Genomic DNA, 14,542 nt, shown 5'->3' with positions numbered 1-14,542 from the left:
CTCTCGAAACCGTGGTCTGACCCCGATTTACGCTGCGGGCCGTTTTTCTTCCCTGCTTATTTTTGGATGTGGCAGAATCTGCGCACTTTATTATTCGCGGGTGGATGTCATCATGAAAAGCAGTTCGGGCAGCGGCCTGGTTTATTCGACCGAGACGGGCCGCATGTGTCCCGATTGCCGGCAGCCGCTGGCGCAGTGCGCGTGCAAGGCGCAGGCCAGGGCGCTGCCGGTGGGCGATGGCGCCGTGAAGGTGTCGCGCCAGACCAAGGGACGCGGCGGCAAGACCGTCACCATCGTCAAGGGCGTGGCGCTCGATGCGCTCGCGCTGGCAGTGCTGGGCAAGCAGCTGCGCGCCGCCTGCGGTTCCGGCGGCACGGTCAAGGACGGCGTGATCGAAGTGCAGGGCGATCACTGCGACCTGATCGTCGAGGCGCTCAGGAAGCAGGGCCACAAGGCCGTGCGCAGCGGCGGATAAAATCTAATCCTTGGCGGGCGTGGCCGGCGTCTCCCGCGTCTCCCGCGCCTGCGGCCTGGGCGCGAACCTGCCGGTCCAGTCGGCGATCCCCTTGGCCATCGACACGAACTCGCTCGGCATCATGATGATGGTGGTGGTGTTCTGCTCCGCGCCGACCTCCGTAATCATTTGCATGCGCCGCAATTCCAGGCCGGCCGGATGCTCCATAATCAGGCCGGCCGCCTCGCGCAGCTTGAGCGCCGCCTCCAGCTCCGCTTCCGCCTTGATGATGCGGGCCCGTTTTTCGCGCAGCGCCTCGGCTTCCTGCGCCATCGCGCGCTGCATCGATTCCGGAATCTCGACGTTGCGCATCTCCACCCGCGTCACCTTCACGCCCCACGGCTCGGTGGCGCTGTCGATCACCTTGCGCATGTCGGTGCCAAGGCGTTCCTGCTCCTTGAGCACATCGTCGAGCGTGTGGCGGCCGATCACGTTGCGCATCGACGTCAGCGCCACCTGCACCACGGAGCGGCTCACGTCCACCACTTCCACCACCGACTTGATCGGATCGGTGATCGCATACCAGATCACCACCGTCACCTTGACCGGCACATTGTCCTTGGTGATGGTCTCCTGCTGGTCGACGGACGTGGTGATGGTGCGCAGGTCGATGGTGCGCTGCCATTCCAGCACCGGTATCAGCCAGTACAGCCCCGGCCCGCGCAGGCTTTGCAGCTTGCCCAGCCTGAACACGACGGCGCGCTGGTACTGGTTGGCCACGCGCAGGCCGGCGATGATGATGACGACGACGATTATTAACAGTACGAAGCCCATGGTCTCTCCCACAACGTTGTATATATCTGTCAGCATATGACGAAACGCGGCGCCGGTCCATCGCTCACTGCGACGGGCGGCGCCATTTGCTGTGTGCGCCCGCGCACAGACCACCCGCGCCGCCTGGCGCAAGCTGGCCTATCCTGCCTGCCTCCTCGCGCCAGCCCCGTGCCCGCGCCGGGACGCAGCGGCAGTGCCACGCACGATGAGGAGAGACAGATGCAATTTGGGATGATAGGTTTGGGCCGCATGGGCGCCAACATGGTACGCCGTCTGACCGCTGGCGGTCACGAATGCGTCGCTTACGACACGCACGCGGAGACGCTGCAAAAAATCGCCGGTCCCGGCATCGCCGGCGTGTCGACGCTGGAAGACCTGGTCGGCAAGCTGGCCAAGCCGCGCGTGGTCTGGATGATGGTGCCGGCCGGCGTCGTCGATGCGGCGCTGGCGTCGCTGGCGCCGCTGCTGGAGGCGGGCGACATCGTCATCGACGGCGGCAACTCGTATTATCGCGACGATATCCGCCGCGCCAAGGAATTGAAGGCGCGCGACATCCACTACGTCGACGTCGGCACCAGCGGCGGCGTGGCCGGCTTCGAGCGCGGCTACTGCCTGATGATAGGCGGCGAAAAAGACACCGTGTCGCACCTGACGCCGATCTTCTCGACGCTGGCGCCGGGCGCTTCGGCGGCCGAGCCAACGCCGGGCCGGCGCGCCACCGACCATGGCCGCGACGGCGCCGACGAAGGCTATCTGCACTGCGGCCCGCACGGCGCCGGCCACTTCGTCAAGATGGTCCACAACGGCATCGAGTACGGCATCATGGGCGCCTACGCGGAAGGGCTGGCGATCCTGCACGGCGCGAACATCGGCAAGCAGGACGCCGGCATCGCCGACGCCGAGACCACGCCGCTGCGCGAGCCCGAGTTTTACCAGTACGACCTCGACCTGCCGGAGATCGCGGAACTGTGGCGGCGCGGCAGCGTCATCAGCTCCTGGCTGCTGGACTTGACGGCCACCGCGCTGGGCAAGGATCCGACGCTCGAGGCCTTCGCCGGCCGCGTGTCCGATTCGGGCGAGGGCCGCTGGACCATCGACGCCGCCATCGACGAGGGCGTGCCCGCGCCCATCCTGAGCGCGGCGCTGTTCGCCCGTTTCAGCTCGCGCGGCAACGGCGATTATTCGAACAAGGTGCTGTCGGCGATGCGCCAGGGTTTCGGCGGCCACGCCGAACAGGGCGCGCCGAAAGCCAAGGAATAAGCGGCCATGCTCGACACCACCAACGGCGGCGGCGCGGCCGACAACATCGTGTTCCTGATCGACTGCGACAACACGCTGCTCGACAACGACCACATACAGGACGACCTGCGGGCCCGGCTGGAACAGGAGTTCGGCGCCGCCGGCCGCGCGCAGTATTGGGACATCCTCGAAACGCTGCGCGGCGAATTGGGCTACGTCGATTATCTGGGCGCGCTGCAGCGTTTTCGCGTGCAGGCCGGCAGCGACACGCGGCTGCTGCGCATGTCGTCCTTCCTGCTCGACTATCCCTTCGCCGAGCGCCTGTATCCGGGCGCGCTCGAGGCGCTGGCGCGGCTGGCGACGGCCGGGCAGGTGGTGATGCTGTCGGACGGCGACGTCGTCTTCCAGCCGCACAAAATCGAACGCGCCGGCTTGTGGCAGGCGCTGGCCGGCCAGGTGCTGATCTACGTGCACAAGGAAGACATGCTGGCCGATATCGAGTGGCGTTATCCTGCCGCCCACTATGTGCTGATCGACGATAAACCGCGCCTGCTCGACGCCATGAAGCGGCAGTGGGGCACGCGCTTGACGACGGTGTTCCCGCGCCAGGGCCATTACGCGCTCGATCCCGCCGCCGCCACCGACTACATCACGCCCGATGTGACGATAGAACGCATCGGCGACCTCAATCACCTGGACCTGGCGACGCTGCGCGATGCGGCGCGCGCCGCCCCGAACTGAAGGAGTACACGCCATGAACGCGGCGATTAATTTGCACGAACTGGGACAGAGCCTGTGGCTCGACAACATCACCCGCGGCCTGCTCGACGACGGCATGCTGGAACGCTACCGGCGCGAGCTGGCCGTGACGGGGCTGACCTCGAATCCCACCATCTACCAGAAGGCCATCGGCGGCGGCGGCTTTTACGACCAGGCCATCGCCGCCATGGCCGCCGCCGGCCAGCGCGGCGAAGAGCTGTTCTTCGCGCTGGCGGTGGAAGACCTGCGCCGCGCGGCCGATCTGTTCCGGCCCGATTTCGACGCCACCAAGGGTGTCGACGGCTGGGTCTCGCTGGAAGTGTCGCCGCTGCTGGTCAACGACGCCGCGGCCACCATACGCGTCGCCGCCCAGTTGCACCGGCAGGCCGACCGGCCCAACCTGTTCATCAAGATACCGGGCACCCACGCCGGCCTGGTGGCGATCGAGGAATCGATCTTCGCCGGCGTGCCGGTCAACGTCACGCTGCTGTTCTCCTGCGAGCATTACATGGCGGCGGCCGAAGCCTATGTGCGCGGCATCGAACGGCGGCTCGAAGCCGGACTCGATCCCCGGGTCGGCTCGGTGGCTTCGCTGTTCGTCAGCCGCTGGGACGTGGCGGTGGCCGGCAAGACGCCCGGCGAGCTGCGCAACAAGCTCGGCATCGCGGTGGCGCGCCGCACTTACCGCGCCTACCGCGAGCTGCTGGCCTCGCCGCGCTGGCGCGAGCTGGCCGAGGCCGGCGCGCTGCCGCAACGGCTGCTGTGGGCGAGCACCGGCGTGAAGGATGAAACAGCGTCCGACGTGCTGTACCTGGAAGCGCTGGCCGCGCCCAACACGGTCAACACCATCCCCGAAAAAACGCTGCTGGCGTTCGCCGACCACGGCGTCGTCAGCGGCAGCATGCCGGCCGACGGCGGCGACGCCGAGCAGGTGCTGGCGGCCTACGAGGCGGCCGGCTTCGACCTGGCGGCACTGGCGCAGCAACTGCAAAAAGAGGGCGCCGACGCCTTCGCCACATCGTGGCGCGACTTGATGGCGCAGGTGGACAGCAAGAGCGCGCCGGCGGCCTGACGCCGAAGAGGGGGTGCGCACGGTACGATTGCCACGGAAAAATTAATAGAAAAAATGATATTATTTTCTGTCGATCTGGCGTCCACCCCATTTTCTTTCGGAGTTAGTCATGAAAAAAATGCTTATCCCCCTGTTGTTTTCGGCGTCGCTGTTCAGTGCGAGTGCGATGGCCGATACCGTGTTGCTGACTTTGCCTGGCGGCGCCAGCGGCGGCTCGTCCAACGGCTTTTCGCTGTCGGGCTTCACCAGTTTGGGGAGCACGCCCATCATCTTCGATAGCGCCTCGCTGTCGTATGACGCCGGCAGTTTCGACTTCGGCGGCCTGACCATGATAGGCCAGCCCATGAATTACGGCGGCAGCGGCGGCCTGGGGCAGGATCACAGCGATTTCACGGTGTCGCTGACGTTCAGGAATCTGGGCGGCCAGGTGATGTCGAGTGAGGCGTTCACCCTGTCCGGTTCGGGCAGTCTGCAAACCTATCTCACCAGCGTGGCCGGCGTGCACGAGGTGGACATTTCGACGGGCGGGCGCGGTTCGCAGCTGCTCAGCCTGGAAGTGTCGGCGGTGCCGGAGCCGGAAACCTATGCCATGCTGTTCGTTGGCCTGGGTTTGCTGGGCGCCGTCGCGCGCGCCCGCGCGTCGGCCAAGCCGGCATAAGCGCATAGCTGCGGCATCCACCGGGGTCAAGACCGGGGTCAAGACTGTGGTCTGACCCCGAATTAGTTTGCGGCCGCCCTAGCGTCAACCCGCCAGCGCGGGTCCTGGCCGGTGCCTCAAGTCTGCGGCTGCGCTTGCGCTTCCCTCAGCAGCAGCGCCTTCGCCCGCAGACACACATTGTCCACCGTGAAGCCGAATTCGCGCAGCAGCACGCCGGCCGGGGCCGACGCGCCGTAGCGGTCTATGCCCAGCACATCGCCCTGCGTGCCGACATAGCGGTGCCAGCCCTGCGACACCCCCATCTCCACCGACAGCCGCGCCGTGATGTCCGGCGGCAGCACGTCGTCGCGGTAGGACTGCGGCTGCTGGTCGAACAATTCCCAGCTCGGCATCGACACGATGCGCGCCTGCACATTGTGCAGCAGCAGCACCTGCTGCGCCGCGACGATCAGCGCCACCTCGGAACCGCTGGCGATCAGGATCACGTCGGGCTTGCCGTTCGCCGCATCGGCCAGGATGTAAGCACCCTTGCGCACGCCGTCGGCCGACGCGAACTGGCCGCGGTCGAGCGTCGGCACGGCTTGCCGCGTCAGCGCCAGCGCCACCGGGCCGTGGCGCGATTCGACCGCCACGCGCCACGCCACCGCCGTCTCGTTGGCGTCGGCCGGGCGTATCACCGTCAGTCCGGGGATGGCGCGCAGGCTGGCTAGCTGCTCGACGGGCTGGTGCGTTTCGCCGTCTTCGCCGAGGGCGATGCTGTCGTGCGTGAACACATACGTCACCTGCAATTTCATCAGCGCGGCGAGGCGGATCGCCGGCCGCATGTAGTCGGAAAAGATCAGGAAGGTGGCGCCGAACGGGATCGCGCCGCCGTGCGCGGCGATGCCGTTGAGGATGGAGCCCATCGCGTGTTCGCGCACGCCGAAGTGCAGGTTGCGGCCGGCGTAGCTCCAGCCCTTGCCGCCGTTCGAGCCTTGCTGATCGAGGCCGTCGCTGCCGGCCGGCTCGAAGTCGCCGGTGTCTTTCAGCGCCGTGTAGGTCGACGGGTCGAGGTCGGCCGAGCCGCCTATCAGCGCCGGCAGCCTGGCCGCGACCGCGTTCATCACATTGCCCGAGGCGACGCGGGTGGCGATGCCCTTGGCGTCGGCGGGGAAGGCCGGCAGATCCGCGTCCCAGTCGGCGGGCAGGGCGCCGCCGTCGGCCTGCATCAGTTGATCGAGTTCGGCCGCCAGCTCGGGATATTGCCGGCGGTAGGCGTCGTAGCCCTGCTGCCATACGGCGGCGGCTTCGGCGCCCTGCCGCTTGACGTCGGCGAAGCGCGCGCTCACTTCGTCGGGCACGTAGAAGGCGGGCGACTCCGGCCAGCCCAGCTGGCGCTTGGTCAGGGTCACTTCGTCGGCGCCCAGCGGCGAGCCGTGCGCCTCGAACGAATCCTGCTTGTTGGGCGAGCCGAAGCCGAGGTGGGTGCGCACCAGGATCAGCGACGGCCGCGCCGTCTCCTCGCGCGCGGCGCGCAGCGCCTGTTCGATGGCGGCGACGTCGTTGCCGTCCTCGACCAGCTGGGTGTGCCAGCCGTAGGCGTCGAAGCGGGCCTGGCGGTCTTCGGTGAAGGTGATGTCGGTGCCGGCCGACAGCGTGACGTTGTTGTCGTCATACAGATAAATGAGCTTGCCCAGCTTTAAATGGCCGGCCAGCGAGGCCGCTTCCGCCGCCACGCCCTCCATCAGGTCGCCGTCGCTGACGAGGGCGTAAGTGTGGTGGTCGATGATGGTGTGGCCGGGACGGTTGTAGCGGGCCGCCAGGTGGGCCTCGGCCATGGCCATGCCGACGCCGTTGGCGAAGCCCTGGCCCAGCGGGCCGGTGGTCACTTCGACGCCGGGCGTGACGCCGCGCTCGGGGTGGCCGGGGGTGATGCTGTCCCACTGGCGGAATTGCTTGAGCTGGGCCATCGGCAGGTCGTAGCCGCTCAGGTGCAGCAGGCTGTAAAGCAGGGCCGAGCCGTGGCCGGCCGACAGGATGAAGCGGTCGCGGTCGAACCAGTGCGGCTGGGCCGGATCGAATTTCATCTGGCGCGTCCACAGCGTGTAGGCCATGGGCGCGGCGCCCAGCGGCAGGCCGGGGTGGCCGCTGTTGGCCTTCTGGACGGCGTCGACGGCCAGGAAGCGGACGGCGTTGATGCACAGCTGGTCGAGCGTGGCGGAAGGGAGGGGGGCATTCATCAGCGGTACTCCTTGATGTCGGTGAATTTGGCGGTCTACAGTGCGGCTTGTGTGCGCGGGGCGGGTCGGCAGAGGACGAACGATGGCGCCGGCAGGCCGACCCGAAGCAGCCACTGTACGGCCGCAGCGCCGCCGGTTCTGTGCGCTGACCAACATAGTCCGCGCTTGCGTGCGCTGGAGAACAGATGGCCGCCCCGATTGCGACTATTTTGCTGCGTAGACGCTGGCGTCCGCTTGCCCCGCAAAGCATGCCGGCGCGCGCACCAACATAACAAGAAAGCGGCTCCACATGAATAAATTCGACGGCAGGGCGCGCTCGGACGCGCTGGTGGTATTCGGCGCGACGGGTGACCTGGCCTATAAAAAAATCTATCCGGCGCTGTACGCGCTGGCCAGGCGCGGCCTGCTCGAGATGCCGGTCATCGGCGTTTCCGGTTCCGACTGGAGCGATGCGCAGCTGCGCCAGCGCGCCAGCGACAGCATCGCCGCCAGCGGCGCGGTCGAGGACAAGCCGGCCCTCAAGCGCCTGCTGGCCAGGCTGCATTACGTCAGCGGCGACTACAACAAGCCGGACACCTTCGACAAATTGAAAACGGCGCTGGCCGGCAGCGAGCGGCCGGCGCACTACCTGGCGATACCGCCGTCGCTGTTCGAGATCGTCATCCAGGGCCTGGGCGCGGCCGGCCTGGCGCGGCAGGCCCGCGTCATCGTCGAGAAGCCGTTCGGGCGCGACCTGGCGTCGGCGCGCCGACTGAACGCGGTGGCGCGCCAGGTCTTCGCCGAAGACGCGATCTTCCGCATCGACCATTTCCTGGCCAAGGAAGCGATCATGAATTTGCTGTACTTCCGCTTCGCGAACAGTTTTCTGGAACCGATCTGGAACCGCAATTATGTCGACAGCGTGCAGATCACGCTGTCGGAAGAATTCGGCACCGAGGGCCGCGGCGGCTTTTACGAAAGCGCCGGCTGCCTGCGCGACGTGATCCAGAACCATCTGTTCCAGATCGCCGCGCTGCTGGCGATGGAGCCGCCGTCGACGCGCGATTTCGGCGCCGTCCACAACGAGACGGCCGAGGTGCTGCGCGCGATGCGGCCCCTGGGCGCCGACGACGTGGTGCGCGGCCAGTACAGCGGCTACCGCAAGGAACCGGGCGTGGCCAGGGATTCGGATGTCGAGACTTATTGCGCCATCAAGCTGCACATCGATTCGTGGCGCTGGAACGGCGTACCATGGTATCTGCGCTCCGGTAAATGCCTGGCCAATTCGGCGGCCGAGGTGATCGTCAAACTGAAGGCGCCGCCGCAGCAGCTGTTCGCCGACGCGGTCGCCGGCGGCGGCAATTATCTGCGCTTCCGCTTGCAGCCCGCGCCGGCCGTCGCGCTGGCGGCGCGCGTCAAGCGCGATGGCAAGGAGTTCGTCGGCGACCAGCACGAACTGTATCTGGTCGAGGAACACCCGAACGGGGAGACGCCGTACGAGCGTCTGCTGGGCGACGCGATGGACGGCAACGGCGCGCTGTTCACGCGCGAGGACGCGGTCGAGGCGGCGTGGGCCACCGTCAATCCGGTGCTGGACAAACACCATCCGGCACTGCCTTACCGGCGTGGCAGCTGGGGTCCGAAAGAGGCCGACGCGCTGATCGCGGAACATGGACCGTGGCACAATCCGCGGCTCGACGATGGGGCCGGGAAGGCCGTGAAGGCGGCACCCGAGGCCGCAGCCAAGGCCGCATCCAAGCCCGCACCGAAGGCCGCACCGAAGCAGGCGGCCCAGGCCGGGCCGAAACGATCTAAATAATTTAGCTCAATATGTCATTCCACACTGAGGAGCATCGCATGAACGCACAAGAACTGATCGCCACCGCCGCCGCCATGGTCGGCACCGACAAGGGCCTGCTGGCGATGGACGAAAGCACGGCCACCTGCAACAAGCGCTTCGCCGCGCTGGGCATCGCGCAGACCGAGGAGATGCGGCGCGCCTACCGCGACATGATCGTCACCGCGCCGGGGCTGGGCCGCAGCATCGGCGGCGCCATCCTGGCCGATGAAACGATACGCCAGCGGACGCTGGCCGGCGTGCCGTTCGCGCAGGCGCTGGCCGGCGCCGGCATCATCCCCGGCATCAAGGTCGATGCCGGCGCCAAGGAGCTGGCCGGCCACCCCGGCGAAAAAATCACCGAGGGCCTCGACGGCCTGCGCGAGCGCCTGGCCGAATATCGCGGCCTGGGCGCGCGCTTCGCCAAATGGCGCGCCGTCATCACCATCGGCGACGCCATCCCGGGCCGCGCCTGCATCGCCGCCAACGCCCACGCGCTGGCGCGCTATGCGGCGCTGTGCCAGGAGGCGGGCATCGTCCCCATCGTCGAACCGGAGGTGCTGATGGATGGCGCGCACACGCTGGCGCGCTGCGCCGTCGTCACCGAGGAAACGCTGCACGCCGTGTTCGCGCAGCTGAACAAACAGGGCGTGCTGTTGGAGGGCATGGTGCTGAAGCCTAACATGGTCTTGTCGGCGCTCGATTGCGCGCAGCAGGGCGGGGTCGACGAGGTGGCCGATGCGACGCTGCGGGTGCTGCGCCGTTGCGTGCCGGGCGCGGTGCCGGCGATCGCCTTTTTATCGGGCGGGCAGTCGGCCGGGCTGGCGTCGGCGCGGCTGAACGCGATGCACGTGCGGGCCGGATCGTCCTTGCCGTGGCAGCTGACGTTTTCGTTCGCGCGCGCGATCCAGCAGCCGGCGCTGGAGCTGTGGCGCGGCGACAGCGCCAACGTGGGCGCGGCGCAGCAGGCGCTGTCGCATCGCGCCGCCTGCAACGCCGCCGCCCGCCAGGGTCAATACGCCGAGGCGATGGAGCGGCAGGGCCGCTGAGCGGACGGCCGCCGGCGGTCTTCGGCCTGCGTCGGCGCCGCTCGGCGGGCGATGAAACTTAGGTCGCCGTAGCCGTCGTCGTGGCTGCGGCGCCGGCCGCGTTCGCGTGCGCCGCCGTGCGCGCGAGGAAGGCGTGGATTTGCGAGGCGACGGCCGCGCCTTCGCCGACGGCGGCGGCGACCCGCTTGGTCGAATTGGCGCGCACGTCGCCGATGGCGAACACGCCCGGCACGCTCGTTTCCAGTCCGGCGCGCTGGTCCGACGGCGCGCCGGTGGTGACGTCGAAGCCGGTGCGGATAAAGCCTTTGCCGTCGAGTTCAACGCCGCATTCGCTCAGCCAGCCGGTGTTCGGATCGGCGCCGATGAGCAGGAACACGTGGCCGACGTCGTGGCAGCTTTCGACGCCGGTTTCGCTGTTGTGGATGTGGACCTGGCGCAGGCCGTCCTCGTCATTGCCTTCGAGCGCCACGATTTCGCTGTGGGCGTGCAGCACGATGTTGGGGCAGGCTTCGATGCGCTCGATCAGGTAGCTCGACATGGTCGAGGCCAGGCTGTCGCGGCGGATCAGCATGTGGACCTTGGCCGCGTGGCCGGCCAGGTAGACGGCGGCCTGGCCGGCCGAATTGCCGCCGCCGACCAGCACCACTTCCTCGGCCGCGCACAGATTGGCCTCCAGCGGCGAGGCCCAGTAATACACGCCCCGGCCCTCGAACTGTTTCAGTTTCGCCAGCGCCGGACGGCGGTAGCGGGCGCCGCACGACAGCACCACGGTGCGCGCCTGCAGGCGCGTCAGGCTGCCGCACATTTCCACCAGCAGCGGCGAGGCGCCGCAGATCAGGCGGCCGGCCGGCGCCGGGATCGCCATCTCGACGCCGAATTTCTGCGACTGCACGTAGGCGCGGCCGGCCAGCGCGGCGCCGGAAATGCCGGTCGGGAAGCCGAGGTAGTTTTCGATGCGCGCGCTGGCCGCCGCCTGGCCGCCGTAGGCCCGCGTTTCCAGCGCCAGCACGGACAAGCCTTCCGAGGCGGCGTAGACGGCCGTGGCCAGGCCGGCCGGTCCGGCGCCGACGACGATCACGTCCCACACCGTGTCGGGATCGAGTTCGGGCAGGGTGCCGAGGCAGCGGCCCAGGTCGACGATGCTGGGATTGGTCTTGACGCTGCCGTCCGGGCAGACCACCAGCGGCCAGTCGTCGGCCTGCGGCGCGTAGCGGGCGCACAGGGCGCGGGCTTGCTCGTCGTGCTGCGGGTCGAGCACCGTGTGCGGGTGGGAATTGCTCGACAGCCAACTTTGCAGCAAGTGCAGGCGCGGATGGCCGGGCGCGGCCACCAGCACCGGGCCGCCGGCCTTGCTGTCGATCAGGGCCACGCGGCGCAAGATCATGGCGCGCACGATGCGCTCGCCCAGTTCGGCTTCGGCGATCAGCAGCGCGCGCAGCGACGGTGGCGGTATCGTCAGCACTTCGACGTCGCCGACGGCGTGGCCGTTGACCAGGGTGGCGCGGCCGGCCACCTGGCTGACCTCGCCGGTGAACTGGCCGGGGCCGTGTTCGACGATGGGCGCCGAATTGCCCAGGCCGTCGTTGCGGCTGACGAGGATTTTCCCTTTCAGCACGACGTGCATGCCGAAGGTGCTGAGGCCGGCCTGGAACATGCGCTCGCCGTCGCTGTAGCGTTTGACGCTGCCGAAGCGCTGCATGCGCTTGATCTCCGCCGGCGTCAAGGTGGGAAATGCCTGGTGGCCGCGGGCGGCGAAAATGTCGTGGGTTGTCATCCCCACAGTGTAGCGCGCCGGCGCCGTAAGCCGCCATACTCTAAAGTGGGAGCTGGCGCGGCCGGGAATCGTTTTTTTAAGAGTGTCAACACACGTGATTGCTTTTTTTATTGAATTTTCATTGTAAAATTAAATAGAATTATCTTTTACAAAAATATTATTGTTGGGCACCGCCGAGCAGCAACTGGGAACGAGCCGATGCGCCTGGACGATTTACACCACCACCAGCACCAAAACAAGGCCGGCGACGTGGCGCCGGACCGGCCCATCTCGGTGCTGGCGGTGGACGACCATCCCATGTTCCTGGCCGGCATCGCCAGCGTGCTGGCGGCGGAGCCGGGCGTGGAGCTGATAGGCCAGGCCAGCAGCGGCGCCGACGCGGTGCTGCGCCACCGCGAGCTGCGTCCCGACATCACGCTGATGGATATCCAGATGCGCGGCATGTGCGGCATCGACGCGACCGAGGCCATCGTGCGCGAATTCCCGCAGGCGCGCATCATCGTGCTGAGCGCTTTCGAGGGCGACGGCTTCGTCCTGCGCGCGCTCAGCGCCGGCGCCTTCGGCTATCTGCTCAAGAGCGGCCTGCGGCGCGAGCTGATGACGACCTTGCGCAGCGTGCACGCGGGGCGCCGCAACGCGGTGTCGGCCATCGTCGCCAACGTGGGCCACTACGCCCAGGGCGACCGCCTGACGGCGCGCGAACTCGACGTGCTGCGCCTGGTCGCGGTCGGCAATTCCAACCGCCGCGTCGGCGAGCGGCTGGCCATTTCCGAGGAAACCGTCAAGGCGTATATGAAGAACATCTTGCCCAAGCTGGGCGCGCAGGACCGCGCCCACGCGGTGGCGCTGGCGATCGGGCGCGGCATCTTGCCGGTGTCGTGCGCAAAATAAATATGCCGGTGGCCCGCGTTGACAGTGCGCCGGGGGCTGTGAAAATCATGTCGTCCGTGCCAAGATTGCGTCTGGCTCGCGCCGCCCGGCGCGTTCCGTTCCCGATATGCACTGGAGTCCCGTTTGAATTTTTGGCGTCGCCCTGGCTTGAGTCTGATGTGGCCGTTCGCATGGTTGGGCGTGCGCGTGGGCGTCCTGCGCGCCGATGAGCGCATGCGGGTGCGGCAGTCCGAGCGCGAACGCATCGCCCGCGCGCTGCACGACACGCTGCTGCAAAACATCCAGGGACTGCTGCTGCGCTTCCACAGCGTCAGCGTCGGTTTGCCGGACGACAGCGAGGCCCAGGCGGCGCTGCGGCAAATCCTCGACCGCGCCGATGAGGTGATGGTCGAAAGCCGGCGCCAGATCATGGCGCTGCGCATGACGACGGCCGGCGGTGCCGACTTGAACGGCGCGCTGGCGGCGGCCGGCCGCAGCTTGCAGGAATCGTTCGGCACGCCTTTCGAGTTGCGGGCCGGCACCGCGCCGGCCGAGCTCGACGGCACGCGCGCCGAGGAAATTTACTATATCGCCCGCGAAGCCCTGTGCAACGCCTTCCGCCACGCCCGGGCCGGGACCATCGTGCTGGAACTGGAATACGGCGCCGGCCGCTTCACGCTGTCGGTGCGCGACGACGGCGTCGGCATCGCCGCGCCCGTGTTGCAGGCCGGCGGCCGGCCCGGCCACTGGGGCCTGGTCGGCATGCGCGAACGTAGCTGCGCCATCGGCGGCGCGCTGGCCGTCGACAGCGCGCCCGGACAGGGCACGCGGGTGACGCTGACGGTGCCGGCCGGACTGCTGTACCGCCAGGCCGGCCAGTGCGGACGGCCGCCCCGCCCGCCATGATGGCTGGCGGGGCGGCCATGCTGCGTTGGACTGAAGAGCCGGTCTTAAAGCGCCGCTCTTAATTCGCCTTCACGGTGGTGGCCGCTTTTTCGATGACGGCCGCCACTTCCTTGGGACGCGAAATATAGACCGCGTGGCTGGCCTTGATCTCGGTCACTTGCGCGCCGGCGCGCTTGTACATATAGCGTTCCAGGTCCGGGTTGATGGCGCGGTCCTCGGTGGCGACGATGGCCCAGGTCGGCTTGACCTTCCAGGCCGGGCTGCTGATCTTCTGGCCGAAGTTGGCGCCATTGGTCAGCACCTGCGACAGCGCCATGAAGTTCGTCAGCGCCACCGGCAGGTCGGCCGCGAAGTCGGCGTGGAATTTGTCGGCCGGCAGGTAGACGTAGCCGTCCGCCGTCGGCGTCACATCGTTCGACGCGGCCGGCATTTTTTTCAGTAGCTGGCCGCCCACTTCGCCTTCGTCCGGCATCAGCGCGGCGATATAGACCAGGCCGGCGACTTTCGGATCGGTGCCCGCTTCGGTGATGATGGCGCCGCCGTAGCTGTGGCCGACGAGGATGGCCGGGCCATCCTGCATCGCCAGCGTGCGCTTGACGGCGGCGACGTCGTCGTTCAGCGACGTTTCGGGCGGTTGCACGACGGCCACGTGGTAACCGTCTTTTTGCAGGATGTCGGCCAAGCCGCGCCAGCCGGAGCCGTCGGCGAAGGAGCCGTGCACCAGCACGACGTTTTTAACGGCGCCGGCCGGGGCGGCCAGCGCGGCGCCGGAAGCGAAGGTGGCGGCGGCGGTGGCGGCCAGGAGCAGGGCGGGCAGGTGTTTCATGGTTGTTTCCTTGATTGCGGCGGTTGAAAAAAGGGTGGGGCGGCTCAGGACAGCGTGATGGCGCCG

At 67.8% G+C, this 14,542-nt stretch carries 13 protein-coding genes; 9 read left to right on the top strand and 4 right to left on the bottom strand.

Going from position 1 to position 14,542, the window contains the following annotated elements; translation table 11 throughout:
* The first annotated feature begins 112 nt into the window (after window positions 1-112).
* Window positions 113-475 carry a translation initiation factor Sui1 gene (locus tag Q0S71_RS17095; protein WP_295998325.1) on the top strand — a complete coding sequence of 121 codons (363 nt, stop codon included), beginning with the start codon at window positions 113-115 and terminating at the stop codon, window positions 473-475.
* Between the two features lie 3 nt (window positions 476-478).
* Here Q0S71_RS17095 and Q0S71_RS17090 read toward each other — a convergent pair whose 3' ends face one another.
* A complete protein-coding gene (locus Q0S71_RS17090) occupies window positions 479-1,288 on the bottom strand; it encodes a slipin family protein (RefSeq protein WP_295998323.1) in 810 nt (269 codons plus the stop codon).
* 219 nt (window positions 1,289-1,507) lie between these two features.
* Here Q0S71_RS17090 and gnd point away from each other — a divergent pair, with 219 nt between their 5' ends.
* The 4 genes from gnd to Q0S71_RS17070 all read left to right on the top strand — a co-directional run bounded on the left by gnd (window position 1,508) and on the right by Q0S71_RS17070 (window position 5,016).
* On the top strand, window positions 1,508-2,548 hold the full coding sequence (gene gnd, locus Q0S71_RS17085; RefSeq protein ID WP_295998320.1) for a phosphogluconate dehydrogenase (NAD(+)-dependent, decarboxylating): 1,041 nt from the start codon (window positions 1,508-1,510) through the stop codon (window positions 2,546-2,548).
* A gap of 6 nt (window positions 2,549-2,554) precedes the next feature.
* Window positions 2,555-3,268: an HAD family hydrolase gene (locus Q0S71_RS17080; protein ID WP_295998318.1), complete on the top strand. Its 714-nt coding sequence runs from the start codon at window positions 2,555-2,557 to the stop codon at window positions 3,266-3,268.
* Window positions 3,269-3,281: 13 nt separating this feature from the next.
* Window positions 3,282-4,358: a transaldolase gene (gene tal / locus Q0S71_RS17075; protein WP_295998317.1), complete on the top strand. Its 1,077-nt coding sequence runs from the start codon at window positions 3,282-3,284 to the stop codon at window positions 4,356-4,358.
* Between the two features lie 109 nt (window positions 4,359-4,467).
* Window positions 4,468-5,016 (top strand): PEP-CTERM sorting domain-containing protein, encoded by a 549-nt coding sequence (locus tag Q0S71_RS17070; protein ID WP_295998314.1) that lies wholly within the window; start codon window positions 4,468-4,470, stop codon window positions 5,014-5,016.
* A gap of 116 nt (window positions 5,017-5,132) precedes the next feature.
* Here Q0S71_RS17070 and tkt read toward each other — a convergent pair whose 3' ends face one another.
* Window positions 5,133-7,235, bottom strand: coding sequence for a transketolase (gene tkt / locus Q0S71_RS17065; RefSeq protein WP_295998311.1), 2,103 nt, complete (start codon window positions 7,233-7,235; stop codon window positions 5,133-5,135).
* A 289-nt stretch (window positions 7,236-7,524) separates the two neighbouring features.
* Between tkt and zwf the strand changes: the two genes are divergently transcribed.
* Complete coding sequence (gene zwf, locus Q0S71_RS17060) at window positions 7,525-9,033, top strand: glucose-6-phosphate dehydrogenase (protein WP_295998307.1); 1,509 nt, start codon at window positions 7,525-7,527, stop codon at window positions 9,031-9,033.
* A 38-nt stretch (window positions 9,034-9,071) separates the two neighbouring features.
* Window positions 9,072-10,100 (top strand): class I fructose-bisphosphate aldolase, encoded by a 1,029-nt coding sequence (locus Q0S71_RS17055; protein ID WP_295998304.1) that lies wholly within the window; start codon window positions 9,072-9,074, stop codon window positions 10,098-10,100.
* A 58-nt stretch (window positions 10,101-10,158) separates the two neighbouring features.
* Here Q0S71_RS17055 and Q0S71_RS17050 read toward each other — a convergent pair whose 3' ends face one another.
* Window positions 10,159-11,874 (bottom strand): FAD-dependent oxidoreductase, encoded by a 1,716-nt coding sequence (locus tag Q0S71_RS17050; RefSeq protein ID WP_295998300.1) that lies wholly within the window; start codon window positions 11,872-11,874, stop codon window positions 10,159-10,161.
* 198 nt (window positions 11,875-12,072) lie between these two features.
* Here Q0S71_RS17050 and Q0S71_RS17045 point away from each other — a divergent pair, with 198 nt between their 5' ends.
* Window positions 12,073-12,765, top strand: coding sequence for a response regulator transcription factor (locus Q0S71_RS17045; RefSeq protein WP_295998297.1), 693 nt, complete (start codon window positions 12,073-12,075; stop codon window positions 12,763-12,765).
* 156 nt (window positions 12,766-12,921) lie between these two features.
* Window positions 12,922-13,650, top strand: coding sequence for a sensor histidine kinase (locus Q0S71_RS17040; RefSeq protein WP_295998294.1), 729 nt, complete (start codon window positions 12,922-12,924; stop codon window positions 13,648-13,650).
* Between the two features lie 58 nt (window positions 13,651-13,708).
* Here the strand turns inward: Q0S71_RS17040 and Q0S71_RS17035 are convergent, their stop codons facing one another.
* Complete coding sequence (locus Q0S71_RS17035) at window positions 13,709-14,476, bottom strand: alpha/beta hydrolase (RefSeq protein WP_295998291.1); 768 nt, start codon at window positions 14,474-14,476, stop codon at window positions 13,709-13,711.
* Window positions 14,477-14,542 lie beyond the last annotated feature (66 nt).

It is taken from the genome of Rugamonas sp., assembly GCF_025354735.1.
GTDB lineage: Bacteria > Pseudomonadota > Gammaproteobacteria > Burkholderiales > Burkholderiaceae_D > Rugamonas.
The sequence above is the reverse complement of the archived record's forward strand: the minus strand, read 5'-3'. Positions and strand labels throughout refer to the sequence as shown.